The sequence below is a fragment of the Dechloromonas sp. TW-R-39-2 genome (assembly GCF_016864195.1).
GTDB lineage: Bacteria > Pseudomonadota > Gammaproteobacteria > Burkholderiales > Rhodocyclaceae > Azonexus.
In genome coordinates this window covers 2,787,684-2,812,080 of sequence record NZ_CP045202.1, presented here as the reverse complement: position 1 = coordinate 2,812,080, position 24,397 = coordinate 2,787,684, and the positions used below count along the sequence as shown (strand labels likewise).

Sequence of the window (24,397 nt, the reverse complement as noted above, 5' to 3'; positions counted from 1 at the left end):
TTTATCAGGCAGTCAGGTCTATTTGCTGGATTGTGCCAGCCCTGCCATCTTCCTGCAAAAAAATTCCAGAACTGCGAACCTGTCCCAGTAATTCATTGTTCTGGTTTTTCAGGTCGAAGGGCGATGCGATGTGATTTAAAGCGATGGCCCCTACATTAGCTTCGGCAAGCGATTGAAAGGCATCCTCGCCATTGGCCCTGCGTGACCATATTTGTAGTTTTTTGTAATAGCTGTCATTTTCGTCAATCCAGCCGTTTCTGTCACTATCCAGCGCGTTTAATTCTGAAAAGCCGTCGCCTGTCGTCGGGCCGAAAAGCTCTTGGCCGTTATTGATTTTTCCGTCCTCGTTACGATCGAAAACCAGGAATCCGCTGCCGGGAGCGACGAAGTTGATGTCTTCTGTTTGCCCGTCAGCATTCAGGTCGAAGGCAAAACGTTGATCGATCAACTGCGCCGCCGGTCCGGCAAAATTCAGCACAAGCGGGTCTGTTTTCTGGGCTGAGTTGCCCAGATGCAGGTTCGTCTCGCTTTCCTCGTGGTAATGGCGCGCCATTGTCCATTGGAGGTCGAAGTTGATTTCCTGGCCGTCGGCGGTCTTGACGCTGCCGCTGATCGAGACAGCCGTCTGTTCCGATTCCGTGTAGGACTCGTGGCGTTGGTAGTCGATGGCGTAGTCGGTAGCGGTTGTATTGCTGTCTGCTTGGCCAGCATCATCGTTAACCTGGGCCTGGAGCTTGGCTGCATCGAAAACTCGAATTTTGTATCCCGTCAGGAATTCGAGCATGCGACGAATCAAACTCAGTTGCGGATCGTGGTCGACCGCGGAATCGCTTGCATCGCTCCCTGATTCCGCAGCCTGGATGTTTTTCCCCCGGTCTGACAGATCGACGGGGTCGTTGGCGGGCAAGGCGGAACGGGGCGATCCCATGGTGATTTTGAGGGATTCGCTTAGCTTGTATTGTTCCTGGCTGGCGTGTGCTGACGCCATGGTGAGGTTGGCGCTGGCGATTTTCATGGCAATTCCATCCAGTGTGTTTTGACACACTGTTAACGGCAGCCATGGGGAAAAGCTTAATTTTTAGGCAGGTTGGCCATGCCCCACCGCTTCAGGGCGTTCAGGTCGAGTGCGCCGCTTTGTCGGGCAATTTTGCGCCCGCCCCTGAACATGATCAGGGTTGGAATGCTGCGAATGCCGAAGCGGGCGGCCAGGCTGGGGGCGCGTTCGGTGTCGACCTTGGCCAGGCGCAACACCGGTTCCAGTTCACTGGCCGCCTGGGCGAAGGCCGGTGCCATCGAGCGGCAGGGGCCACACCATGGCGCCCAGAAATCAACGAGGATCGGGACATCGTTGCGGCTGATCCAGCGGTCGAAGTCATTTTCACCGAGTTCTTGCGGTCGACCGGAAAAAACGGGCTTTTTGCATTGCCCGCAGCTTGGCGATTCGTGCTGGCGAGAGATCGGCAAACGGTTGACTGCTGCGCAATGCGAGCAGACGAGGTGGATGTTTTCTGGCATGGAGCCCTCCCTGTACGGTGTGTTCATGACGCCCGATGTGGGGATGGAATGGCCAATCTCAAGTTCGGGCGCCGTGTTTGAAGGCTTCCCTGGCGCCGATTTCGAGTTGTCGGGGATCGAACGGCTGGCGGGTGTCCCAGCCACCTAATTGCCGTTCAACCAGGTTGGCCAGGGCGGCAATCCATGTGGCATCCTCGTTCAGGGCTGGAATGTAGTGATATGCCTGGCCGCCCGCCGCGATGAAATCATCGCGTCCTTCCTGGGCGATTTCTTCCAGCGTCTCGAGGCAATCGGCCGTGAAGCCTGGGCAAATGACATCCAGTCGTTTGGTGCCTTCCTTGCCCAGCGCATGCAGGGTTGGGGCCGTATAAGGTTGCAGCCACTCGGCTTTGCCGAAGCGCGACTGGAAGCAGAGGCGGTATTGTTCGGGCTTGAGCTGCAGGCGTTCGGCCAGCAGGCGGCCGGTTTTGTGGCATTCGCAGAAATACGGATCGCCGAGGTCGAGGCTGCGCTTGGGCAGGCCATGGAAGCTGATCAGCAGGCGGTCATCCGGGCCGAGTGGTCCCGCCGTCTGCCAATGTTGGCGGACCGACTTTTCAAGCGCGGCAAGATAGCCTTCGTCGTCGTGGAAGTTGCGCACGAAACGCATCTCCGGCTGGTTGCGCAGTTGAAGCAGCCAGCGACAGGCTTCATCGACGACCGTGGCTGTCGTGCTCGCCGCATACTGCGGATACATCGGAACCAGCAGGATGCGCGTTGCGCCGTTGGCTTTGAGGTGTGCCAGCATTTCCGGAACAGAGCGCGTTCCATAGCGCATCGCCCAGTCGACCGTGACATGATGACCACGTTCGCCAAGCAGGCCTTTGAGCAATTTGGCCTGGCGTTCGGTATGAACACGCAGGGGCGAGCCTTCCTTCATCCACACGGAGGCGTACTTTGCCGCCGACTTTTTCGGGCGGATGTTGAGGATGATGCCGTTCAGGATCAGCCACCAGATTACCTTGGGAATTTCGACAACGCGTGGGTCGGAAAGAAATTCCTTGAGGTAGCGACGCAGGGCCGGAGCGCTGGCTTCGTCGGGTGTGCCGAGGTTGACGATGAGAATGGCGGTCGACGACGGCGTGCCGTGGCGATGTGGCGGTTCCGGCAGGTAACGGGACATTAGTTGTTGCTCTGGTAGGTAAGGGCGCTGGACAGCAGACGGGCGGTGATGTCGACGATGGGAATGACGCGTTCGTAAGCCATGCGGGTCGGGCCAATGACGCCGACCGAGCCGACGATCTGGCCATCAACCGTGTAGGGGGCGGTGACGACGCTGCACTCATCGAGCGGTGCAATGCCCGATTCGCCACCAATATAGATCTGGACGCCTTCGGCCCGGTTCGAGACTTCAAGCAGGCGGATCAGGCTGGAGCGCTGCTCGAACAGGTCGAACAGTTCGCGTAGTCGCTTCATGTTGGAGGACAGGTCTTCAACGCCGAGCAGGTTGCGTTCGCCGCTGATAACGTAGGGTGTCGCGCTTTCCGACATGGCAGCATCGCCGGCTTCGAGCGTCATCGCCATCAGTGGCTTGATGTCTTCGCGCAACTGCTGGATTTCAATCGACAGGCGCTGGCGTATCTGTTCGAAATCCAGTCCGGCAAAATTCTGGTTGAGGTAATTCGCGGCGCTGACCAGTTCGGCTGGCGAATAGGATTTTTCGCTGGTCAGGATGCGGTTTTGCACATCGCCGTCGGTGGTGACGATGATCAGCAGGATGCGTTTTTCGGACAGGCTGAGGAATTCGATCTGGCGAATCCGGCTGCTCGCCCGGCGCGGCGCGATGACCACGCCGGCAAACTGGGTCAGGCCGGAGAGCAGTTGCGAGGCGCTGGAGATGATTTGCTTGGATGGCTGGCCTTGCAGCGCCTCTTCCATTTCACCCATCTGGCGCGCTTCAAGCGGGCGCACGGTGAGCAGGCTGTCGACAAACAGGCGGTAGCCGCGGGCGGTCGGAATGCGGCCGGCCGAGGTGTGCGGGCTGGCGACAAAACCGGCATCTTCCAGGTCGGCCATGACGTTACGGATCGTCGCCGGCGACAGGTCGAGACCGGAAAAGCGTGAAAGGGCGCGCGAACCAACCGGCTGACCATCAGCGATATAGTGTTCGACCAGCGCCTTGAGAAGGGTTCTTGAGCGTTCATCCAGCATGGCAGAGCATTGTACAAAAAAGCAGAGTGCGCGCGACAAGGCATTTTTATGCAAAAATCCCGAACATGAATAGAAGCTTCGCTTCCTGTCGCTCGCCCCGGACCATCGCGCTGGTCGGCAAATATCACAGCATGGAAATTGCCGAGTCCTTGCGTCGACTGGCTGAATACCTGCACGAACGCGGGGTTTCGGTCTTTATCGAACGTGAAACTTCGGAACATATCGGGCGCAAGGTCGATTTGTCGCGCTGGGTCACCTGCGGATTCAACGATATCGGGGCGCATGCCGACCTGGCCATCGTGCTTGGCGGCGATGGCACCATGCTCAATGCCGCCCGTCGCCTGGCCCGCTATCGTGTGCCGCTGGTTGGGGTCAATCAGGGGCGGCTCGGTTTCATGACCGATATCGCCCGGGATGACATGCTGACCTGCATGGACGATTTGCTCGACGGCCGTTTCCAGGAAGAAAAGCGGATGTTGCTTTCCGCCGAGGTGATTCGCGACGGCAAGGAAATCGCATCGAACATGGCATTGAATGATGTCGTGATCGACAAGGGGGCGATTGGCCGGATGATCGAGTTCGAACTGTTTATCGATGGCGAATTCATTTATAACCTGCGTTCCGACGGCTTGATCGTCTCGACGCCAACTGGTTCGACGGCATATTCGATGTCGGCCGGTGGGCCGATCATGCATCCGACGCTGGCCGGTATCGCGCTGGTGCCGCTTTGTCCGCATGCCTTGACCAATCGTCCGATCATCGTCAACGACAGTGCCGATATCGAATTGCGTGTCGTCAACGCCGATGATCCGCGTGTGCACTTCGACGGCCAGGTGACGCTCGATCTGGCGCGTGACGATTGCGTCCGCCTGAAACGTTCCGAATACACCATCTGTTTCCTGCATCCGCCGGGCTACAGCTATTTCGCCATGCTGCGCCAGAAACTGCACTGGAGCGAACGGCCTAAAGGTCCCTGATGCTGCGTCACCTGACTATTCGCGATTTCGTCATCGTTGATCGCCTTGAACTTGAGTTTTCAACCGGTTTTGGCGCGTTGACCGGGGAAACCGGTGCCGGCAAATCGATTTTGATCGATGCCTTGGCGCTGGCGCTTGGCGAGCGTGCCGATGCCGGGGTGATTCGCTCCGGCTGCGAAAAAGCCGAAGTGGCGGCGACTTTCGATGTGGCCCGCCTGCCGGAAGTGGCTACCTGGCTCAAGGCCAACGATCTCGAGGGTGACGATGAGTTGCTGCTGCGCCGCGTGGTTGACGCTGGCGGTCGTTCGCGGGCCTACATCAATGGCTCTCCGGCAACGGCGCAGCAATTGCGCGAAGTGGGTGAATGGCTGGTCGATATCCACGGTCAACATGCGCACCAGTCGCTTTTGCGCAGCGATGCCCAGCGCAATCTGCTCGATGCACACGCCGGCTTGGGCGGACTGGTCCGTGAAGTCGGCGCTGCTTTTCGCCAGTGGCGCGAGCTGGACCAGACCTTGCGTGCCGCCAGTGAAGGGGCCGAAGCGCTGCAACGCGAACGTGAGCAGCTCGAATGGCAGGTTCGTGAGCTCGATACGCTGGCTTTCACGGTCGACGAGTGGACAACGCTCGATCTTGAACATCGTCGCCTTGGCCATGCAGCCAGCCTGATTGAAGGCGCACAGTTTGCAATTGGTTTGCTTTCGGACGACGACGGGGCGTGCGAACGTCAGATTGATAGCGTAGCCACACGCTTGTCCAGTCTTGCCGAATACGATCCGGCGCTGGAAGAGGTGGCCGGATTGGTCGCTTCGGTTCAGGCAGAACTTTCCGAGGCTGTCTCGACTTTGCGGCGTTACGCCGATCGGGCCGATCTGGATCCGGCCCGCCTGGCCGAGGTCGAGCGGCGAATGGATGCCGTTATGGCAGCGGCGCGTAAATATCGCGTCCAGCCCCAGGAACTGCCTGCGCTATTGTCGGGGTGGCGCGAGCGTTTGGCTGCATTGCAGGCATCGGCCGATTTACTGGCTCTTGAAAAGCGTGTCGCTGCGGCACGGCAAGCCTTCCTGCAGCAAGCCGGCGAGTTGTCCGGCGGGCGCCGGCAGGCGGCCGAGAACATGGGGCAAGCGGTTAGCCAGGTCATGCGCCAGTTGGCGCTTTCGTCCGGCCGTTTCGAGGTTGCCTTGCTGCCGGTCGGCGATGGCGCGGTCTACGGGCTTGAACAGGTTGAATTCCGTATCGGCGGACTGGCTGGCAATGAAGCCAAGCCGCTGGCCAAGGTGGCTTCCGGCGGCGAGTTGTCGCGTATCAGTCTGGCGATCCAGGTGCTGACCTCGCGTTCGGCCAGCGTTCCGACCCTGATTTTTGACGAGGTTGATGTCGGGATCGGTGGCGGCGTAGCTGAAATCGTCGGACGCTTGCTCAATGAACTGGGCGGCGAACGCCAGGTCTTGTGCGTCACCCACTTGCCGCAGGTTGCGGCACAGGCCAACTGGCAGTGGCAGGTCAGCAAGACGTCGCGCGATGGCGTCACGCTGAGTGCTATTCAGTCGCTCGATGCTGCCGGGCGCGTTCAGGAAATTGCCCGGATGCTGGGCGGGGTCGAAATTACCGACATTACTCTGCAGCATGCGCGCGAATTGCTGCGTTTGAAATAAGGCATATTTCCCCGGTCGACCGGGGAAATTGCCCAAATCCTGACTGCCTTAGAGAATGTTCTGGATCAGCCGGATGGCAGCAAGTGCTGCCAGGACCAGGAAAAATGCCCCGCTGACTCGGTGAATCCAGACCAGGGGCAGGCGATACAGGAGTTTTTGGCCGGCCATCACGCCAAGAGCGGAGGTCGTTGCCAGCGCCAGCGTTGCTCCCGTCCAGACGGCCAGCGTATTGCTTGTGCTACCCATGCCGGCCACAGCAATCTGGGTTTTGTCACCGAATTCGGCCAGAAAGATCAGCAGGAAAGTTGTGGCGAAGACATTGTGGCCGGATTTTTCCTCAATATCCTCGTCGTCCTCTTCTTCCTTGTAGCGCAAGGCGCTGATGCCGAACACGGCAAACAGCAAACCAACCGCCGCGGTGACGACCCACTCGGGAAGCCAGGCGGCAACGGCGGCGCCAAACAGGACGGCCAGCAGGTTCAGAATGGCAAAGGCGGCGACTGCGCCGAGGATAACCGGGAGGGGGCGATGGCGCGCGGCCAGGGTCATGCAGACGAGTTGGCTTTTGTCGCCGAACTCAGCCAGGGCGATCAGTAGAAAAGTGGCCCCCGCCGATGAGAGCCAGGCTCCCGCCAGCATTCCGGAAAAATCAGTCATCGGAATTTACTCAGACTTCTCTTCGGTCTTGCTGCGATGCGGGCAGGCTGTCTTGGTGCATTGGGCGTAGAGGTACAGGGCATGGTCCTGAATGGCAAAACCCCGCTCTTCGGCGATGGCATTCTGGCGCTTTTCAATTTCGGGGTCGTAAAACTCCTCAACCCGCCCGCAATCGATGCACACCAAGTGGTCGTGATGCTTGCCGTGATTGATTTCGAAAACCGCCTTGCCGGATTCAAAGAAGTGGCGCTCGAGCAGGCCGGCTTGTTCAAATTGCGTCAAAACGCGATAGACAGTGGCCAGGCCAATATCCATGTTTTCATTGATGAGCATGCGATAGACGTCTTCCGCCGTCATGTGGCGGACATTGCTTTTTTCGAAAAGCTCAAGAATTTTCAGGCGCGGAAAGGTGGCTTTCAGGCCCATATTCTTAAGGCTTTGGGGGTCGCTCATCGTTAAATATCCAAAAATTGTTGGGGCAGGGCCAGGGGCGAATTCGGGTATGATATACCGCTTCAAAGGTGTTTGAGAAACTCCGGAATCCCGCATGCTCCGCTCCCGCTTACTGCTTTCTGTCGCATTCTGTGCGCTTCTGGGGGCTTGTACTTACAAGCCCGGCTTTATTAACGAGTACAAGATTGATATCCAGCAGGGCAATGTCCTGTCACAGGAAATGGTCGCCCAGCTCAAGCCGGGGCAGACGCGTGACCAGGTGCGCTTTCTCCTTGGCTCACCGATGATCACCGATGTTTTCCATCAACAGCGCTGGGATTACGTCTATCGTTACCAGAATGGTCAGACCGGCAAGGTTGAGTCTCGCAAATTCGCCGTTTTCTTCAATGCGGATGGTTTGCTTGAGCGTGTCGGCGGCGATGTGGCTGTGGCCGATGTCGCCGAATTGACGGCGCCGCCTCCGCAGTCGCGCCTGGTCGATCTGGGATCCCTGCCAGAAGATCTCGCTGACAAGCCGCTGCCGCCGCGCGAGGAGCCAAGCTATTTTCGTCGTTTCATGAATTTGATGGGGTTTTGATGATGGGTGCAACGCGTATTGGCATCGTTGGTGCTGGTGGTCGTATGGGGCGGATGCTGATCGAGTCTGTGTTGAAGGACGATCAGGTTGCTCTGGGTGCTGTGTTTGATGTTTCTGGCAGCCCGGCGATTGGCAAGACGGCGGGCGAACTGGTGGGAATGCCCTGTGATGTGTTCGTGACCGATGATGTTGCTGCAGGATTACAAAATATCGATTGCCTGATTGATTTCACGCGACCGCAAGGAACGCTGGTCCATCTGGAACTCTGTCGCCAGGCTGGTGTTGGCATGATTATCGGGACGACAGGTTTTGAGGCTGAAGGCAAGGAAATCATTGCTGCTGCAGCGCGGGATATTCCGGTTGTTTTTGCCCCGAACATGGCTGTTGGCGTTAATGTGGTTTTCAAACTGCTTGATATGGCTGCCCGGATTCTGAATGAAGGCTATGACATCGAGGTAGTCGAGGCTCATCACCGCATGAAGATCGATGCACCATCAGGCACGGCGTTGCGCATGGGCGAGGTGATTGCCAATGCGCTTGAGCGGGATCTCAAGGATTGTGCTGTCTACGGTCGTGAAGGTGTGACCGGTGAGCGGGATCCATCAACCATCGGTTTCGCAACCGTGCGTGGTGGCGATATTGTCGGCGATCATACGGTGATGTTCTGCGGTATCGGTGAGCGTGTCGAGATAACCCACAAAGCAGCCAGTCGCATGCCCTACGCTCTGGGAAGTTTGCGTGCCGCACGCTACATTGCCGGGCGGAAGAATGGTTTGTTCGATATGCAGGACGTTCTCGGGTTGCGCTAGTGCCAATTAAATCTCCGTTGCTTGCCCGTCAGCTTCAAGAAGCCTTCGGTGCCGATGGCGAGCAGAGTCTTGCGCGATTGTTGGTGCAAGCGGGTGGAAGTGGCAATGGAGATTTGGTCAAAGGGGTTGAGGCGTTGCTTGGCTTGGTTGATGCCGGCTACGCTGCTTATACCGGATTGAACAAGTGGCAGACCCTGCTCTCTGGCGATGCGCTGAGTGACTGGAACCTGCGGACAGGCAACATCGAGTCGGGGCGCCAGTGGAAGGGCTTGCTCGGTTATGCCTCCAGTGAGCTGGATAACTCGATTGCCCAGTGGCAGAAGCTGGTTCATCCGGATGATCTGCGGATTTTGCAGGCCCAGATTGCGGCTCAGGGGCAGAGCAACGAACGTTTTTTCCAGATAGAGTGCCGGATGCGTGCACGCGACGGGCAGTGGCGCTGGTTGTTGCTGCGCGGCGCCGTTGCGGCTCGTGATGGTGATGGCGAGCCTGTTCGCATGCTGATTCTCCAGCGAGACATCAGCGAAGTGAAAAGCGGCGAGGCCGACTTGATTGCCGCCAAAGAGTCGGCTGAGTCGGCCAATAAGGCTCGGGGAGCTTTTCTGGCGAATATGAGCCATGAAATCAGAACCCCGATGAATGGCATTATCGGTATGACCGAACTGGCGCTGGATACCGAGCTCGATGCCGAGCAGCGACACTATCTGCGTACAGTCAAATCGTCGGCCGAGGCTTTGCTGACCATCGTCAATGACATTCTCGACTTTTCCAAGATTGAAGCCGGAAAAATGGAGTTCGAGGCGGTCGGTTTCTCCGTTCATAACACGGTGCTTGAGGCGGCCAGGGTGCTGGCTGTCAGTGCTCACAAGAAAAATCTGGAATTGATTGCCAATGTTCGGCCCGAGGTTCCTTTGCGTGTTATCGGTGATCCAACCCGCTTGCGTCAGGTGATCATCAATTTGATCGGCAATGCGATCAAATTTACCGAGCAGGGTGAGGTGATCGTCGAAGTGGTGGTTGAGAAATCGACTGAAAACTCAGTCTTCCTCCATTTCATGATTCGGGACACCGGTATCGGCGTTCCGGCAGACAAGCAAAAAGCCATTTTCGATGCATTTTCCCAGGCGGATGTTTCGACGACACGGCGCTTTGGTGGTACTGGGCTGGGCTTGGCCATCTGTGCCCGATTGGTTCAGTTGATGGATGGGAAAATCTGGCTCGACAGCACGCCGGGTGTCGGTTCGGTGTTTTCATTTACGGCCCGCCTGGGGGTTGAATCCGCCGTGTCTCCGGCTTTGCCGGATGCCGCTTTCAAGGGGCGGCGTGCCTTGGTTGTGGAAGATAATGCGGCGGCAGGCGCTTATCTGGTGGAGCTGCTTGAGCGACTGGGAATTCAGGTCGCCTTGCTGCCAGATTCGATTGCTGTGGTTGATGCGATAGAACGGATGCGTGCGGTCGACTTTCCGTTTGACTTCATTTTCGCTGATGCGGGTATGGCTGCACCGGCGGGGTTTGCTTTGGCTGAAAGTTGGCAGGCTGCGGGGCGGCCCGAGAAATTGATTTTCATGCTGACGACCGAGAACCAGCGGCAGGATCTGGCTCGTTTGCGTCAGCTGGAAGTCTCTGCCCATCTGGTTAAGCCGATCGGCGTCGATGATCTTGCCGATGCGTTGTCCCTGGCGGTCGGCAAGGCGGGGCAGGGGCATGATCTCGCTGCCGATTTGCTGCCGGCCGCGGATCAGTCGCTGGCGGGGCAGGGGGTTTCGATTCTGCTTGTTGAAGATAATCCGGTTAACCAGGAATTGGCGATTCGCTTGCTGGAGCGCCATGGTTATAGCGTTGTCGTCGCCAACAATGGCGCAGAGGCTGTTGAGCAGTTTGATGGAAACCACTTCGATCTGATCCTGATGGATATGCAGATGCCGGTGATGGGCGGGATCGAGGCCACAGAGGCCATCCGCTCACGGGAGATGCGTCGCAGTTGGGTGGTTTCGCATGAATTCGAACCGGTCTACATTATTGCAATGACGGCCAATGTCATGGCCAGTGATCGTGATCGCTGCCTTGAGGCCGGCATGAACGATTTTGTTCCGAAGCCTTTGCGGCCGGATGAGCTTTTTGCAGCGCTGGCCAGGGCGGGTGTTGGTCAGGCCGATGTGGCGTTTTCTGCACCGGTTGAGCCGGTTCGTAAAGAGCGGGTTCGCCTTGATCTGGAAGCTGCGCTGCGGGACATTGGCGACACGGATTTGTTTGTCACCATGGCAGGGATGCTGCTCGGTGAGTGGGATGAGCATCTGGCGCGGGTCGAGCGGGCGCTGGGGGCGAATGATCCGCACGAGTTGCGCATGCATGCGCATACCCTGAAGAGTCTTTTGGCCATGTTCCATGCCGATGCTGCCCGACGTCATGCCATGGAAATCGAGAGTGCGGTGCTCTCCGTGGAAAATGTCGACTGGCCGCACTGCCATCACCTTTATCTGTTGCTGAAAGACGAGATGGCTCACATACGGCCGGACCTCGAGCGTTTTGTCGAGACTCGCGTAATACCTTGAATTTGCCTGAAAAGGTAGTTTTCGGCTAGAATAGTAAGGTTAAAAAGCACAAGCGGGGAGGCGCAAGCCTTCCCGCTTGGCACATGAATAAGCAGAAAATACTAGGAGAGCCGGTCGTGTCATTGCTGCCCTCATTTACCCCCGCCATTCTCGCCCTCGCCGACGGAACGGTTTTCAAGGGCCAATCCATCGGCGCAGATGGTGTCACCAGTGGCGAGGTGGTGTTCAATACCGCCATGTCCGGCTATCAGGAAATCCTCACCGATCCATCCTATAGCCGCCAGATCGTTACATTGACCTACCCGCATATCGGTAATACCGGTTGCAATGCGGAAGATTTTGAATCAGCGGCCAATTACGCAGCTGGTCTGGTCATTCGTGACCTACCGCCGCGCGCATCGAATTGGCGAATGCAGGACGATCTTTCGTCTTATCTAAAGAAGCACGGCATTGTTGCCATTGCCGGTATCGATACGCGCAAGCTGACTCGTATCCTGCGCGAAAAGGGTGCTCAGGCCGGCTGCATTTTGGCGGGTGAAGTCGATGAGGCAAAGGCTTTGTCGATGGCTCGGGCTTTCCCGGGGCTGGCTGGCATGGATCTGGCCAAAGTGGTTTCCGTCAAGGAAAGCTACGAATGGACTGAAGGCGAATGGACGCTGACTGGCTACAACGCCGGTCCGGCGCCGCGCTTCCACGTCGTTGCCTATGACTTTGGCGTCAAACGCAATATCCTGCGCATGCTTGCCGAGCGCGGTGTAAAGCTCACCGTCGTGCCGGCCCAGACGTCGGCCGCCGATGTGCTGGCCATGAAGCCGGATGGTGTGTTCCTGTCGAATGGTCCGGGTGATCCGGAGCCTTGCGACTATGCCGTGACCGCGATTCGTGAATTCCTCGACCGCGGTGTGCCGACATTTGGCATCTGCCTCGGCCACCAGTTGCTGGCCCTGGCTTCTGGCGCCAAGACGCTGAAGATGAAGTTCGGTCACCACGGTGCCAACCATCCGGTTAAGGACATGGATACCGGCCAGGTGCTGATTACCAGCCAGAACCACGGTTTCGCGGTCGACGCTGATTCCCTGCCGAAAAACCTGCGCGCCACGCACGTTTCGCTGTTCGACGGTTCCCTGCAAGGCATCGCTCGGACCGATGTGCCGGCCTTCTCTTTCCAGGGACACCCGGAAGCCAGCCCGGGGCCGCACGATGTCGCTTACCTGTTTGACCGCTTCCTCGATGCCATGACGCGTGGCGTTGCGGCGCTGAACAACGCGCAATAAGGCGAGAGTAAAGAAATGCCGAAACGTACAGACATAAAAAGTGTTTTGATTATTGGTGCCGGCCCGATCATCATCGGTCAGGCCTGCGAATTCGACTACTCCGGCGCACAAGCCTGCAAGGCGCTGCGCGAAGAGGGTTACAAAGTCATCCTGGTGAACTCCAACCCGGCGACGATCATGACCGACCCGGAAATGGCCGATGTCACCTACATCGAGCCGATCACCTGGCAAGTTGTTGCCAAGATCATCGAAAAGGAACGCCCGGACGCGCTGCTGCCGACGATGGGTGGCCAGACCGCGCTGAATTGCGCGCTCGACCTTGATCGCGAAGGCGTGCTGGCCAAGTTCAACGTCGAACTGATCGGTGCTTCCAAGGAAGCCATCGACAAGGCCGAGGACCGCCAGAAGTTCAAGGACGCGATGACCAAGATCGGTCTCGGTTCGGCTCGCTCGGCCACTGCGCACAGTATGGAAGAGGCTTACCAGGTGCAGGCGATGATCGGCTTCCCGACCATTATTCGCCCGTCCTTCACGCTGGGCGGCACGGGCGGCGGTATCGCCTACAACATGGAAGAGTTCGAGACCATCTGCAAGCGCGGTCTTGAAGCTTCGCCGACCAACGAGCTGCTGATCGAAGAATCGCTGCTCGGCTGGAAGGAGTACGAGATGGAAGTCGTCCGCGACAAGGCGGACAACTGCATCATCGTCTGTTCGATCGAAAATCTCGATCCGATGGGCGTGCACACGGGTGATTCGATTACTGTTGCGCCGGCCCAGACGCTGACCGACAAGGAATATCAGCTGCTGCGCAATGCCTCGATCGCCGTGCTGCGCGAGATTGGTGTTGATACCGGTGGTTCGAACGTGCAGTTCTCGATCAATCCGAAGGATGGTCGCTGCATCGTCATCGAAATGAACCCGCGCGTTTCGCGTTCGTCGGCCCTGGCCTCCAAAGCGACCGGTTTTCCGATCGCCAAGATTGCCGCCAAGCTGTCCGTCGGTTACACCCTGGATGAATTGACCAACGATATTACGGGCGGCAAGACGCCGGCTTCGTTCGAACCATCGATCGATTATGTGGTTACCAAGGTGCCGCGTTTTGCCTTCGAAAAATTCCCGCAGGCCGACAATACGCTGACCACGCAAATGAAGTCCGTGGGCGAAGTGATGGCCATGGGCCGCACTTTCCAGGAGTCGCTGCAGAAAGCCCTGCGTGGCCTGGAAGTCGGCGTTGACGGTTTCAACCTGAAGTCGGTCGATCCGGAAACCATCGACGAACAGCTGGCCCGGCCGACCCCGGATCGCTTGTGGTATGTCGCGGATGCCTTCGGCGTCGGTATGTCGGTCGAGAAGGTTTTCGATCTGACCAAGATCGACCCGTGGTTCCTTGTTCAGATCAAGGAAATCGTTGATCTGGAACTGGAAGTCGAAAAACGCGAATTTTCGTCGTTGACCGCGGAAGAGCTGCGTTTCCTCAAGAAAAAAGGCTTCTCCGACCGTCGTCTGGCTTATTTGCTGAAGACGAATGAATCCGACTTCCGCAAGCGTCGTCACGAACTGGGCGTGCGCCCGGTGTACAAGCGTGTCGACACCTGCGCTGCCGAGTTCTCGACCAACACCGCCTACATGTACTCGACCTATGAGGATGAGTGCGAGGCGAATCCGACCGACAAGAAGAAGATCATGGTGCTGGGCGGTGGTCCGAACCGTATCGGCCAGGGTATCGAATTCGATTACTGCTGCGTGCATGCCGCGATGGCGATGCGTGAAGACGGTTACGAAACGATCATGGTTAACTGCAATCCGGAAACCGTGTCGACTGACTATGACACGTCGGATCGTCTGTATTTCGAGCCGCTGACGCTGGAAGATGTGCTGGAAGTTGTTGCTATCGAAAAGCCGGTTGGCGTCATCGTCCAGTACGGTGGTCAGACGCCGTTGAAGCTCGCACTGGCGCTTGAAGCCAACGGTGTGCCGATCATCGGTACCTCGCCGGAATCGATTGACGTTGCTGAAGATCGCGAACGTTTCCAGAAATTGCTGCATGAGCTGGGTCTCAAGCAGCCGCCGAACCGCACAGCCCGCACCGAAGAGGATGCGCTGCGTCTGGCGGCTGAAATCGGCTATCCGCTGGTTGTTCGTCCGTCTTACGTGCTGGGCGGCCGGGCCATGGAAATCGTGCATGAGCAGAAGGATCTCGAGCGTTACATGCGTGAGGCCGTCAAGGTTTCCCATGATTCGCCGGTGCTGCTCGACCGCTTCCTGAACGATGCCGTCGAGTGCGACGTTGATGCCCTGTCGGATGGTGACGAAGTCATCATCGGCGGCGTCATGGAGCATATCGAACAGGCTGGCGTGCACTCCGGTGACTCGGCATGTTCGCTGCCGCCGTATTCGCTCGGCGCCGAAGTCCAGGCCGAACTGCGTCGTCAGACCAAGCTGATGGCCAAGGCACTGAATGTTTGCGGCTTGATGAACGTGCAGTTCGCGATCAAGGATGAAGAGGTTTACGTCCTGGAAGTGAATCCGCGTGCTTCGCGTACCGTACCTTTTGTTTCCAAGGCCACCGGTCTGCAACTGGCCAAGATTGCTGCACGCTGCATGTCGGGTCGCAGCCTGAAGGACCAGGGCGTGACGAAGGAAGTCATCCCACCGTATTTTTCGGTCAAGGAAGCCGTCTTCCCGTTCGTCAAGTTCCCGGGCGTCGATACCATTTTGGGTCCGGAAATGAAGTCGACCGGCGAAGTCATGGGTGTCGGCGTGACCTTTGCCGAAGCTTTCGTCAAGTCGCAACTGGCTGCCAGCGTCAAGCTGCCTTCGTCCGGCAAGGCTTTCCTGTCGGTCAAGGACAGTGACAAGGTCAAGGCTGTCGATGTTGCACGTCACCTGCATGAGGCCGGCTTCCAGCTGGTTGCCACGCGCGGTACGGCACACGCCATCGAAGCAGCTGGTCTGCCGGTTCAGGTAGCCAACAAGGTGACCGAAGGTCGTCCGCACATCGTCGACATGATCAAGAACAATGAAATTGCGCTGATCATCAACACGGTTGAGGAAAAACGCCTGGCGATCAACGATTCGCGCTCGATCCGGACTTCCGGTCTGCAGGCACGGGTCACCATGTACACCACGATCTGGGGTGCAGAAGCTGCGGCAGAAGGCATTCGCAACAGTGGTGAGCTGGTTGTTTACCCGATTCAGGCGCTGCACGAGCAACTTCACTAAGAGAACCTGAGAACCGCCGGGTAGCCCGACTGGGGCGCCGGCGGTTTTCCTTTTGCTGGAAAAATTATGAGTAAAGTCCCGTTGACCGTGGCAGGTGCCGAAAAGCTCAGGGAAGAGTTGCATCGTTTGAAAACGATCGAACGACCCAGCGTGATTGCCGCCATTGCCGAGGCACGATCGCATGGCGATTTGTCTGAAAATGCCGAATACGATGCCGCCAAGGAGCGCCAGGGGTTCGTTGAAGGGCGCATTCAGGAGGTTGAAGGAAAGCTCTCGAATGCACAGATCATTGATCCGAAAGTCCTCGATGCCGATGGTCGCTGCGTTTTTGGTGCGACGGTCGATATTGAAGATCAGGACTCCGGCGAATCTGTGACCTACCAGATCGTTGGTGAGGATGAGGCGGATATCAAATCGGGCAAATTGTCGGTTGCATCACCGATGGCCCGTGCCTTGATTGGCAAGTATGCCGGTGACGTTGCGCAAGTGCAGGCGCCGGGTGGTTTGCGCGAATACGAAATTATTGACGTTCGGTACGAATAAGGATTTCCGGACTGAAAACAGCCTTGCAGGTCTGCTGTGCGTAAATTTTCCGACGCTTTGTATCTCTCGTGCCTGACCTTGTGGATAGGTGGCATGTGGTCAATCGGTTATATGGTTGCCCCGGTTCTCTTTGCCAGTCTGGCCGACCGCCAACTGGCCGGTTTGCTGGCTGGAAAAATGTTTGCCCTGATTGGCTGGGTGGGTTTGGGTTGTGCCGCTTATCTGCTGATTTTTCTTGTTGTTCGGGGTGGCGTGCGTGCCTTCCGGTCAGCCATGTTCTGGCTGATTCTGGTGATGATGCTGCTGACGGCAGCCAGTCAGTTCGGTATCCAGCCTTTGATGGCGCAACTCAAGGCGGATGCCTGGCCGCGCGAAGTGATGGAGACGGTATTGCGTGACCGTTTTGCGGCTTGGCATGGCATTTCCAGCATTCTCTACCTGGTGCAGAGTATGCTGGGCCTGTGGGTTGTTATCTGGAGTGGGCGAGGGCTGAAGTAATCAGCCCTGGAAAGCGCGCTTGGTTTTGCGCGGTTCGGAGGCGGGACGACGCGATTTTGTGCTGCCGGGCTTGTTGACCGCAGGCGTGCCTGCCGGGGCGGGGCGGTACACAATCAGCAGCTTGCCGATGTGCTGGACAGGGGCGGCGCCGAGGTTGGCGCAGATTTGCTCGTAGTAGGCAAGGCGGTTTTCTCGGCTGTCGCCATAGACACGAATCTTGATCAGTTCGTGTGCCGCCAAACAGACTTCGATTTCCTTGAGAACAGCCTCTGTCAGGCCGTTTTCGGCAATCGAGACAACGGGATTTAGGCTGTGGGCCCGGGCGCGTAGTTCGCGACGTGCATCGGAAGATAATTGCAGCATGTGTAAACCTTTCAAAAGCGGCATTTTACCGAATGAAAAGAACCAGAACCAGTAAAGCATGGATGCGTGAACACATTAATGATACCTATGTGCAACTCGCGCGCAAGGAAGGCTGGCGTTCACGTGCCGCTTTCAAGTTGATGGAAATCGACGATAAGGACAAACTTCTGGCAAGAGGCGAGGTCGTCGTGGACTTGGGGGCGACGCCCGGGGGCTGGTCGCAAGTGGCTGCCAAGCGAGTTGGCGGCGGAGGCATGGTCTTTGCCCTTGATTTGCTGGAAATGGAGCCCATTCACGGTGTCGACTTCATCCAGGGCGATTTTCGGGAGGATGAGGTACTGCATCAACTTGAAGAAAAACTCGATGGCCGGACTGTGGGGCTTGTAATGTCGGATATGGCCCCCAATATGTCAGGAGTGCCTTTGGTCGACCAGGCTCGGGTAATGTACTTGGCTGAGTTGGGTCTGGAGTTTTGCAAGGCACACTTGAAACCGGAGGGTGCTTTTCTGGTCAAAGTATTCCAAGGCTCCGATTATGAGAATTTCCTCCGGGCCATGCGTGAGGTTTTCAAAACGGTTGTTGTACGTAAACCCGATGCTTCGCGTGACCGAAGCGCTGAGCTTTATTTGCTCGGTCGTGTGTTGCGCTGACAGTTGTGTATAGAATGGCGTTTTTGTCGCTCGGCGCCGTAGAAGGAGAGCAAGCTTGAACAACATGTTCAAAAACCTCGCAGTCTGGCTGGTTATCGGTCTTGTACTGATGACGGTTTTCAACCAGTTCAACAGCCGTCAGGTTGCGACCGGTTCCGTCGAATATTCGCAATTCATCGAAGAGGTGAAGCAGGGGCGCATCTCCAAGGTTGTTATGGAAGGACGTACGCTCAAAGCGACGACGACTGAGGGCAAGCGCATCACGTCGTATGCGCCGCCTGATTTGTGGCTGGTTTCCGATCTGCTCAAGAGCGGCGTGAAAATTGAAGCCAAGCCAGAAGAAGAGCCGTCTTTCCTGATGAATCTGTTTGTCAGCTGGTTCCCGATGCTGTTGTTGATCGGCGTCTGGGTATTCTTCATGCGTCAGATGCAGGGTGGCGGAAAGGGTGGAGCATTCTCCTTTGGCAAGTCGCGCGCCCGGATGACGGACGAGGCTCAGAATGTCATCACATTTGTTGACGTTGCCGGTTGTGATGAGGCTAAGGAAGAAGTTCAGGAAATCGTTGATTTTCTGCGTGACCCGTCGAAGTTCCAGAAGTTGGGCGGCCGGATTCCCAAGGGGGTGCTGATGGTCGGCAACCCGGGTACGGGTAAAACCTTGCTTGCCAAGGCGATTGCCGGTGAGGCAAAAGTGCCTTTCTTCAGTATCTCCGGTTCCGATTTCGTTGAAATGTTCGTTGGCGTCGGTGCGGCTCGTGTTCGCGACATGTTCGAAAACGCCAAGAAGCACGCGCCGTGTATTATCTTCATCGATGAAATCGATGCGGTTGGCCGTCATCGTGGTGCGGGCGTCGGCGGTGGTAATGACGAGCGCGAGCAAACGCTCAATCAGTTGCTTGTTGAAATGGATGGTTTTGAAGGTCACTCCGGGATCATCGTGATCGCTGCGACCAATCGTCCTGACATTCTGGACCCGGCGCTGCTTCGTCCGGGTCGTTTCGACCGTCAGGTTGTCGTTCCCTTGCCGGATATTCGCGGCCGTGAAGAAATTCTCAAGGTTCACATGCGCAAGGTGCCAATTGCCGGTGATGTCAAAGCGGATGTGATTGCTCGTGGTACGCCCGGTTTTTCGGGGGCAGACCTGGCAAATCTGGTTAATGAGGCAGCCTTGTTTGCTGCTCGCCGTAACAAGCGTCTGGTTGATATGGACGACTTCGAAATGGCGAAGGACAAGATCATGATGGGCAGTGAGCGCCGCAGCATGGTGATGTCCGAAGAAGAAAAGATGAACACGGCTTACCACGAGTCTGGTCATGCCGTGGTTGCCAAGATCATGCCTAAATCCGACCCTGTTCACAAAGTGACGATCATCCCACGTGGTCGTGCGCTCGGCTTGACCATGCAACTGCCCGAGCAGGATCGCTATGCGTATGATCGTGTCTATCTGATGAGTCGCATTGCCGTTCTCTTTGGTGGCCGCATTGCCGAAGAGTTGTTCATGAACCAGATGACGACGGGGGCTTCCAACGATTTCGAGCGTGCAACCTCGATGGCACGCGATATGGTCACCCGCTATGGCATGTCGGATGCGCTGGGCCCGATGGTGTATGGCGAAAACGAAGGTGAGGTTTTCCTCGGACGTTCGGTCACGACCCACAAGAGTGTTTCGGAAGCGACCATGCAGCAGGTTGATGCCGAAATTCGCCGGATTATTGACGAGCAGTATGCGTTGGCCCGGAAAGTCCTTGAAGAAAATCGCGACAAGGTGGAGGCGATGACCAAGGCGCTGCTTGAATGGGAAACCATCGATGCCGAGCAGATCAACGACATCATGGAAGGCAAGCCACCGCGCGCGCCGAAGCCGAACCAGAGTACATCGCGTGCCTCGAAGCCCGATGACTCACATGACGCCGAGCCGAGTGCTGCTGCGCCGGCCTGATCAGGCTGATTCATCAACAAGCCGGGAGCCTGTTCCCGGCTTTTTCGTTTCTTGCTATGTCAATTCTTCAATGTGGTTCTTATCAGCTTGATCTGACTGTTCCCAAAGTCATGGGGATTGTTAATGTAACGCCGGATTCTTTTTCCGGTGATGGTCTGGCGGGCGATGTCGATCGGGCAATTTTGCATGCCCGTGCGCAACTGGAAGCAGGGGCGGATATTCTCGATATCGGTGCCGAGTCTTCGCGCCCGGGTGCGATTCCAGCATCTGAAGCGGATGAGTTGGCGCGTCTCGTTCCCCTCTTGAAGGAAGTGACAGCTTGGGGGGTTCCTGTGTCGGTGGATACCTACAAGCCTGCCGTGATGCGTTCAGCCTTGGCGCTGGGGGCTTCGATGATCAATGATATCGCTGGCTTGTCCCATCCGGGGGCTCTGGAGGCGGTTGCCGGGAGTGAGTGTGCAATTTGCCTGATGCACATGCAGGGCGCGCCAGGCACGATGCAGTCAGCGCCGGTCTATGGCGATGTTGTGCGTGAGGTGCATGATTTTCTCGCGCAGCGAATTAAAGCCTGTCGGGCGGTGGGTGTTGATGATCGGCGACTGGTTCTTGACCCTGGTTTCGGATTTGGCAAAGCGCTGACGCATAATTTGCAGCTTTTTCGTCAGTTGACCGCGGCAGTCCCCGCAGGTTTTCCTGTCTTGGCGGGAATTTCACGTAAGACGATGCTTGGGCAGATAACCGGTCGTCCGGTTGAGGGACGGCAGGTTGCCAGTGTGGCTGCTGCACTTCTTGCTGCTCAAAAAGGTGCGAAAATATTGCGTGTGCATGATGTTGGCGCAACCAGGGATGCCTTGGCTGTCTGGTTGGCAATTGAACGGGAGCTTGATGATGAGTAGAAAATATTTTGGTACTGACGGCGTGCGTGGCCGTGTTGGTCAGGCGCCAATCACGCCGGATTTTGTCATGCGGCTTGGTTATGCAGCCGGCAAGGTGTTGATGGAAAGTCGCAAAATGCCAGCTGGTGAGCGCCCATCCGTGCTGATCGGTAAAGATACCCGTCTGTCGGGGTATATGCTTGAGTCGGCGTTGGAGGCCGGATTTTCTGCGGCGGGTGTTGATGTCTGTCTGGTTGGGCCGATTCCGACGCCGGCCGTGGCTTATCTGACGCGCGCTCTTCGGCTGCAGGCCGGGATTGTTATCTCGGCATCTCATAATCCGTATTACGACAACGGGATTAAGTTCTTTTCGGCACAGGGCACCAAGCTGCCTGATGAGGTTGAGTCTGCCATCGAGGCGGGTATCGACCAGCCGATGGTGTGCGTGCCGGCTGCTGAGTTGGGGCGGGCTACCCGCATTGATGATGCGCGCGGCAGGTATATTGAGTTCTGTAAAAGCACCTTCCCAAACGACCTGGATTTGCGCGGTCTGAAAATTGTGGTTGATTGCGCGCACGGTGCTGCCTATCACACGGCGCCCAGCGTTTTTCATGAGTTGGGTGCAGAGGTTGTTGCAATTGGCGCTCAGCCCAATGGCCTAAATATCAATGATGGTTTCGGAGCGACTGCGCCTCGTGCCCTGTGTGATGCTGTTCTTGCGAACCGGGCGGATCTGGGGGTCGCGCTGGATGGTGATGCGGATCGAATCCAGATGGTCGATGCGGAAGGTAACCTCTACGATGGTGATCAATTGCTTTACGCCATCGTCCGAGGCCGTGCGCGTCAGGGCCAGGTTGATGGTGTGGTTGGAACGCTAATGACCAATCTGGCGCTCGAGCACGCCTTGGGAAAAATGAATATTCCGTTTGCGCGAGCTGCGGTGGGCGATCGGTATGTGGTTGAAATGCTCAACACAAAAGGCTGGTTGTTCGGCGGTGAGAATTCGGGGCATATCCTCGTCCTTGATCGTCATAGTACAGGGGATGGGCTGGTTGCTGCATTGCAGGTTCTCGCCGCCATGCGGCAGTCAGGTGAGGATTTGAAATCACTGCTTGGCGGATTGAGTCTCTATCCGCAAAAATTGATCAATGTGCCAGTCAGCAAAGGGTTTTCATGGAAGGAAGATCCTGAAATCATGGCTGGTTTAGCGATGGTTGAGTCTGAGATTTCAGGGCGAGGAAGGGTTTTGCTTCGTGCATCAGGGACCGAGCCTTTGCTGAGAGTGATGGTGGAGGGCGATGATGCTGTGTTGGTCCAGTCCGCTGCCGAGAAGCTGGCTGAGATAGTCCGGCGGGCAGCGCACTAGCGTGCTCATGGACATGGATATTGCCGTGCCAACGTGCTGTCGCTATAATCCAAAGGTTTTTGCCAATCAAAATAAGCGGGCTTATGCGTAAAAAGTTTGTCGCCGGTAACTGGAAAATGCATGGCAGCATCCAGCAAAATGCGGCACTGCTTGAGCGCATAAAGCATGAGGTGGTGGGTGGTGCGTGCGATGTTGCTGTGTGCGTACCTTATCCCTATCTTTCGCAGGTTCAGCAGCTGCTTGGTGGGTCTTCTGTTGCCTGGGGGGCTCAGTCGGTCAGTCAGTATCCGCTGGGCGCGTTTACGGGCGAAGTTTCAGCCTCAATGCTCATGGAGTTTGGTTGCCGCTACGTGCTGGTTGGCCACTCTGAGCGACGCAGTTTGTTTGCCGAGTCAGATGCTGTTGTTGCTGATAAGTTTTTTGCAGCGCAGGAGGCGGGTCTTGTTCCAATCTTGTGTGTTGGCGAAACTTTAGCTGAGCGCGAGTCTGGTCAGACTACGGTAGTGGTTTCTCGTCAGTTGGCGGCGGTGCTTGAGCGTTCGGGGGCTTCTGCTCTGAGGGGGGCGATTGTTGCTTATGAGCCGGTCTGGGCGATAGGTACGGGGGTTACGGCCTCTCCTTTGCAGGCTCAGGAGGTGCATGCAGCAATCCGGGCGTTTGTGGCCGGGTTTGATGGGGTAGTGGCTGAAAAGCTTCGCATTCTTTATGGGGGGAGTGTGAAGTCTGGTAATGCAAAAGATTTGTTTGCGCAGTTGGACATTGATGGTGGTTTGATCGGTGGAGCTGCGCTGGTTGCGGACGATTTTCTGGCGATTTGCCAAGCGGCGAATTGATAGGCGTAAATAATGAATTGGTTATTCTCTGTTGTTTTGACGGTCCATATTCTTGTGGCTCTGGCGATTGTCGGGTTGGTGCTGATGCAGCACGGCAAAGGAGCGGACATGGGTGCGGCTTTTGGTAGCGGTGCTTCGGGTAGTTTGTTTGGCTCATCGGGCTCGGCAAATTTCCTGAGTCGTGCAACCGGAATTCTTGCTGGTGTGTTCTTTGTGACGAGTTTGACCTTGGCATACGTCGCGTCAAATAAGCCAAAAACGACTGGTAGTGTGATGCAAGAGACGGTACAATCGCAGCCGGTTTCGGGGTCCGCGTCTGCGGGCGTTGAGGCGCCAGTGGTGCCGGTTGATGCGGCTTCCAAGGCAAAAGATATTCCGAAGTAACGCAAGGCTGTTTGCCTGGCAACGAGTCCTCGCCGGGTAAGCAGATGGTAGTGCCGACGTGGTGAAATTGGTAGACACGCTATCTTGAGGGGGTAGTGGCGCAAGCTGTGCGAGTTCGAGTCTCGCCGTCGGCACCAATCATTGGGGCAGTGGCCGTAAGGTGCGCTGTTTCGTACAAGAAACTGAAAATTGGCGGCGGATCATGGAAAACTACTTTCCAATCCTGATGTTCGTCCTGGTGGGGGTTGCGGTTGGCGTTCTGCCGGTTGCAATGGGTTTCCTGCTTGCACCCAGCAAGCCGGATCCAGAGAAGCTTTCTCCCTACGAGTGCGGCTTTGAGGCTTTCGAAGATGCACGTATGAAGTTTGACGTGCGTTATTACCTGATTGCTATCCTTTTCATTCTTTTTGACCTGGAAATTGCATTCCTGTTTCCGTGGGCAACAATTTTCAAGGATATCGTCGCGACTGAATCGATCAAACTGTTCGGTTTTGTCGAAATGCTGGTTTTCGTTACCATCCTGGTTATTGGCTACGTGTATGCCTGGGCCAAGGGTGCGCTGGAATGGGAATAAAGCATGGCTATTGAAGGTATTCTCCAGGAAGGTTTTGTCACCACGACGGCTGACAAGCTAATCAATTACATGCGCACAGGTTCGATGTGGCCAATGACTTTTGGTCTTGCCTGTTGTGCAGTTGAAATGATTCACGCGGGCTGCGCCCGCTACGACCTTGACCGCTTTGGCGTGGTTTTTCGCCCGAGTCCGCGTCAGTCAGATGTGATGATCGTTGCAGGTACGCTGACCAATAAAATGGCGCCGGCCTTGCGTAAGGTTTACGACCAGATGGCAGAGCCGCGTTGGGTTATTTCCATGGGTTCCTGCGCCAATGGTGGTGGCTACTATCATTACTCGTATTCCGTAGTGCGTGGCTGCGACCGAATTGTACCGGTCGATATCTATGTTCCCGGTTGCCCTCCCACGGCGGAGGCTTTGCTGTACGGCATCATCCAGTTGCAGAACAAGATTCGCCGTACTAACACCATTGCTCGTTAATTGCCAAGGCT

Annotated in this window: 24 protein-coding genes and 1 tRNA gene; 18 read left to right on the top strand and 7 right to left on the bottom strand. The window is 56.7% G+C overall.

Annotated elements, in window-relative coordinates; all coding sequences use genetic code 11:
• Nucleotides 1-4: 4 nt before the first annotated feature.
• Genes GBK02_RS13630 through hrcA form a run of 4 tightly spaced genes read right to left on the bottom strand, consistent with a single transcriptional unit; the run spans nucleotide 5 to nucleotide 3,705 of the window.
• Nucleotides 5-1,015 (bottom strand): VCBS repeat-containing protein, encoded by a 1,011-nt coding sequence (locus GBK02_RS13630; RefSeq protein ID WP_203467170.1) that lies wholly within the window; start codon nucleotides 1,013-1,015, stop codon nucleotides 5-7.
• A 56-nt stretch (nucleotides 1,016-1,071) separates the two neighbouring features.
• Complete coding sequence (gene trxC, locus GBK02_RS13625; protein WP_203467169.1) at nucleotides 1,072-1,515, bottom strand: thioredoxin TrxC; 444 nt, start codon at nucleotides 1,513-1,515, stop codon at nucleotides 1,072-1,074.
• Nucleotides 1,516-1,573: 58 nt separating this feature from the next.
• Entirely contained in the window at nucleotides 1,574-2,677 is a 1,104-nt protein-coding gene (hemH, locus tag GBK02_RS13620) for a ferrochelatase (RefSeq protein ID WP_203467168.1), read from the bottom strand.
• Nucleotides 2,677-3,705: a heat-inducible transcriptional repressor HrcA gene (gene hrcA / locus GBK02_RS13615; protein WP_203467167.1), complete on the bottom strand. Its 1,029-nt coding sequence runs from the start codon at nucleotides 3,703-3,705 to the stop codon at nucleotides 2,677-2,679. The genes hemH and hrcA overlap by 1 nt, the downstream gene beginning before the upstream one ends.
• A 65-nt stretch (nucleotides 3,706-3,770) precedes the next feature.
• On the opposite strand from hrcA, the gene GBK02_RS13610 reads away from it, so the two are divergent.
• Nucleotides 3,771-4,682 (top strand): NAD kinase, encoded by a 912-nt coding sequence (locus GBK02_RS13610; RefSeq protein WP_203467166.1) that lies wholly within the window; start codon nucleotides 3,771-3,773, stop codon nucleotides 4,680-4,682.
• Entirely contained in the window at nucleotides 4,682-6,337 is a 1,656-nt protein-coding gene (recN, locus tag GBK02_RS13605) for a DNA repair protein RecN (protein WP_203467165.1), read from the top strand. Before GBK02_RS13610 ends, recN begins: the two co-directional genes overlap by 1 nt.
• 48 nt (nucleotides 6,338-6,385) lie before the next feature.
• On the opposite strand, the gene GBK02_RS13600 is transcribed toward recN, so the two are convergent.
• Together GBK02_RS13600 and fur are read right to left on the bottom strand one after the other, a co-directional pair.
• A complete protein-coding gene (locus tag GBK02_RS13600; protein ID WP_203467164.1) occupies nucleotides 6,386-6,994 on the bottom strand; it encodes a TMEM165/GDT1 family protein in 609 nt (202 codons plus the stop codon).
• Nucleotides 6,995-7,000: 6 nt separating this feature from the next.
• Nucleotides 7,001-7,447 (bottom strand): ferric iron uptake transcriptional regulator, encoded by a 447-nt coding sequence (gene fur / locus GBK02_RS13595; RefSeq protein WP_203467163.1) that lies wholly within the window; start codon nucleotides 7,445-7,447, stop codon nucleotides 7,001-7,003.
• A 94-nt stretch (nucleotides 7,448-7,541) separates the two neighbouring features.
• On the opposite strand from fur, the gene GBK02_RS13590 reads away from it, so the two are divergent.
• From GBK02_RS13590 to GBK02_RS13560, 7 genes are all read left to right on the top strand, one after another.
• Nucleotides 7,542-8,024, top strand: a complete 483-nt coding sequence (locus tag GBK02_RS13590) for an outer membrane protein assembly factor BamE (RefSeq protein WP_203467162.1) — start codon at nucleotides 7,542-7,544, stop codon at nucleotides 8,022-8,024.
• A 2-nt stretch (nucleotides 8,025-8,026) separates the two neighbouring features.
• Complete coding sequence (dapB, locus tag GBK02_RS13585) at nucleotides 8,027-8,833, top strand: 4-hydroxy-tetrahydrodipicolinate reductase (protein WP_203469415.1); 807 nt, start codon at nucleotides 8,027-8,029, stop codon at nucleotides 8,831-8,833.
• Complete coding sequence (locus GBK02_RS13580; protein WP_203467161.1) at nucleotides 8,833-11,385, top strand: response regulator; 2,553 nt, start codon at nucleotides 8,833-8,835, stop codon at nucleotides 11,383-11,385. Before dapB ends, GBK02_RS13580 begins: the two co-directional genes overlap by 1 nt.
• 125 nt (nucleotides 11,386-11,510) lie before the next feature.
• A complete protein-coding gene (gene carA, locus GBK02_RS13575) occupies nucleotides 11,511-12,659 on the top strand; it encodes a glutamine-hydrolyzing carbamoyl-phosphate synthase small subunit (RefSeq protein WP_203469414.1) in 1,149 nt (382 codons plus the stop codon).
• A gap of 15 nt (nucleotides 12,660-12,674) precedes the next feature.
• Nucleotides 12,675-15,881, top strand: a complete 3,207-nt coding sequence (gene carB, locus GBK02_RS13570; RefSeq protein WP_203467160.1) for a carbamoyl-phosphate synthase large subunit — start codon at nucleotides 12,675-12,677, stop codon at nucleotides 15,879-15,881.
• Between the two features lie 66 nt (nucleotides 15,882-15,947).
• Complete coding sequence (gene greA / locus GBK02_RS13565; protein ID WP_203467159.1) at nucleotides 15,948-16,424, top strand: transcription elongation factor GreA; 477 nt, start codon at nucleotides 15,948-15,950, stop codon at nucleotides 16,422-16,424.
• Between the two features lie 36 nt (nucleotides 16,425-16,460).
• Nucleotides 16,461-16,922 carry a DUF4149 domain-containing protein gene (locus GBK02_RS13560; RefSeq protein WP_203467158.1) on the top strand — a complete coding sequence of 154 codons (462 nt, stop codon included), beginning with the start codon at nucleotides 16,461-16,463 and terminating at the stop codon, nucleotides 16,920-16,922.
• Here the strand turns inward: GBK02_RS13560 and GBK02_RS13555 are convergent, their stop codons facing one another.
• On the bottom strand, nucleotides 16,923-17,285 hold the full coding sequence (locus GBK02_RS13555) for a YhbY family RNA-binding protein (protein WP_203467157.1): 363 nt from the start codon (nucleotides 17,283-17,285) through the stop codon (nucleotides 16,923-16,925).
• A gap of 32 nt (nucleotides 17,286-17,317) precedes the next feature.
• Here GBK02_RS13555 and rlmE point away from each other — a divergent pair, with 32 nt between their 5' ends.
• From rlmE to GBK02_RS13510, 9 genes are all read left to right on the top strand, one after another.
• Complete coding sequence (rlmE, locus tag GBK02_RS13550) at nucleotides 17,318-17,935, top strand: 23S rRNA (uridine(2552)-2'-O)-methyltransferase RlmE (RefSeq protein ID WP_203467156.1); 618 nt, start codon at nucleotides 17,318-17,320, stop codon at nucleotides 17,933-17,935.
• A 55-nt stretch (nucleotides 17,936-17,990) separates the two neighbouring features.
• The gene (gene ftsH, locus GBK02_RS13545; protein ID WP_203467155.1) at nucleotides 17,991-19,874 is read left to right on the top strand and encodes an ATP-dependent zinc metalloprotease FtsH; all 1,884 of its coding nucleotides are present in this window, start codon (nucleotides 17,991-17,993) and stop codon (nucleotides 19,872-19,874) included.
• 56 nt (nucleotides 19,875-19,930) lie between these two features.
• Complete coding sequence (gene folP, locus GBK02_RS13540) at nucleotides 19,931-20,770, top strand: dihydropteroate synthase (protein ID WP_203467154.1); 840 nt, start codon at nucleotides 19,931-19,933, stop codon at nucleotides 20,768-20,770.
• Entirely contained in the window at nucleotides 20,763-22,115 is a 1,353-nt protein-coding gene (glmM, locus tag GBK02_RS13535; protein ID WP_203469413.1) for a phosphoglucosamine mutase, read from the top strand. Before folP ends, glmM begins: the two co-directional genes overlap by 8 nt.
• An 83-nt stretch (nucleotides 22,116-22,198) precedes the next feature.
• Entirely contained in the window at nucleotides 22,199-22,948 is a 750-nt protein-coding gene (tpiA, locus tag GBK02_RS13530; protein WP_203469412.1) for a triose-phosphate isomerase, read from the top strand.
• A 9-nt stretch (nucleotides 22,949-22,957) separates the two neighbouring features.
• Nucleotides 22,958-23,332: a preprotein translocase subunit SecG gene (gene secG, locus GBK02_RS13525; protein ID WP_203469411.1), complete on the top strand. Its 375-nt coding sequence runs from the start codon at nucleotides 22,958-22,960 to the stop codon at nucleotides 23,330-23,332.
• 52 nt (nucleotides 23,333-23,384) lie between these two features.
• A tRNA-Leu gene (locus tag GBK02_RS13520) sits at nucleotides 23,385-23,469 on the top strand.
• 62 nt (nucleotides 23,470-23,531) lie between these two features.
• Nucleotides 23,532-23,906: an NADH-quinone oxidoreductase subunit A gene (gene ndhC / locus GBK02_RS13515; RefSeq protein WP_203469410.1), complete on the top strand. Its 375-nt coding sequence runs from the start codon at nucleotides 23,532-23,534 to the stop codon at nucleotides 23,904-23,906.
• A gap of 3 nt (nucleotides 23,907-23,909) precedes the next feature.
• Nucleotides 23,910-24,386, top strand: coding sequence for an NADH-quinone oxidoreductase subunit B family protein (locus GBK02_RS13510; protein WP_203467153.1), 477 nt, complete (start codon nucleotides 23,910-23,912; stop codon nucleotides 24,384-24,386).
• Nucleotides 24,387-24,397: the final 11 nt, after the last annotated feature.

Excerpts from the sequence above, each read along its gene's own strand:
- recN (WP_203467165.1), top strand. The coding sequence starts at position 4,682 with ATGCTGCGTCACCTGACTATTCGCGATTTCGTCATCGTTGATCGCCTT.
- GBK02_RS13555 (WP_203467157.1), bottom strand. The coding sequence starts at position 17,285 with ATGCTGCAATTATCTTCCGATGCACGTCGCGAACTACGCGCCCGGGCC.
- glmM (WP_203469413.1), top strand. The coding sequence starts at position 20,763 with ATGAGTAGAAAATATTTTGGTACTGACGGCGTGCGTGGCCGTGTTGGT.
- GBK02_RS13590 (WP_203467162.1), top strand. The coding sequence starts at position 7,542 with ATGCTCCGCTCCCGCTTACTGCTTTCTGTCGCATTCTGTGCGCTTCTG.
- tpiA (WP_203469412.1), top strand. The coding sequence starts at position 22,199 with ATGCGTAAAAAGTTTGTCGCCGGTAACTGGAAAATGCATGGCAGCATC.
- greA (WP_203467159.1), top strand. The coding sequence starts at position 15,948 with ATGAGTAAAGTCCCGTTGACCGTGGCAGGTGCCGAAAAGCTCAGGGAA.
- hrcA (WP_203467167.1), bottom strand. The coding sequence starts at position 3,705 with ATGCTGGATGAACGCTCAAGAACCCTTCTCAAGGCGCTGGTCGAACAC.
- hemH (WP_203467168.1), bottom strand. The coding sequence starts at position 2,677 with ATGTCCCGTTACCTGCCGGAACCGCCACATCGCCACGGCACGCCGTCG.
- fur (WP_203467163.1), bottom strand. The coding sequence starts at position 7,447 with ATGAGCGACCCCCAAAGCCTTAAGAATATGGGCCTGAAAGCCACCTTT.
- carB (WP_203467160.1), top strand. The coding sequence starts at position 12,675 with ATGCCGAAACGTACAGACATAAAAAGTGTTTTGATTATTGGTGCCGGC.
- GBK02_RS13630 (WP_203467170.1), bottom strand. The coding sequence starts at position 1,015 with ATGAAAATCGCCAGCGCCAACCTCACCATGGCGTCAGCACACGCCAGC.
- folP (WP_203467154.1), top strand. The coding sequence starts at position 19,931 with ATGTCAATTCTTCAATGTGGTTCTTATCAGCTTGATCTGACTGTTCCC.
- GBK02_RS13610 (WP_203467166.1), top strand. The coding sequence starts at position 3,771 with ATGAATAGAAGCTTCGCTTCCTGTCGCTCGCCCCGGACCATCGCGCTG.
- trxC (WP_203467169.1), bottom strand. The coding sequence starts at position 1,515 with ATGCCAGAAAACATCCACCTCGTCTGCTCGCATTGCGCAGCAGTCAAC.
- dapB (WP_203469415.1), top strand. The coding sequence starts at position 8,027 with ATGGGTGCAACGCGTATTGGCATCGTTGGTGCTGGTGGTCGTATGGGG.
- rlmE (WP_203467156.1), top strand. The coding sequence starts at position 17,318 with ATGAAAAGAACCAGAACCAGTAAAGCATGGATGCGTGAACACATTAAT.
- GBK02_RS13510 (WP_203467153.1), top strand. The coding sequence starts at position 23,910 with ATGGCTATTGAAGGTATTCTCCAGGAAGGTTTTGTCACCACGACGGCT.
- GBK02_RS13600 (WP_203467164.1), bottom strand. The coding sequence starts at position 6,994 with ATGACTGATTTTTCCGGAATGCTGGCGGGAGCCTGGCTCTCATCGGCG.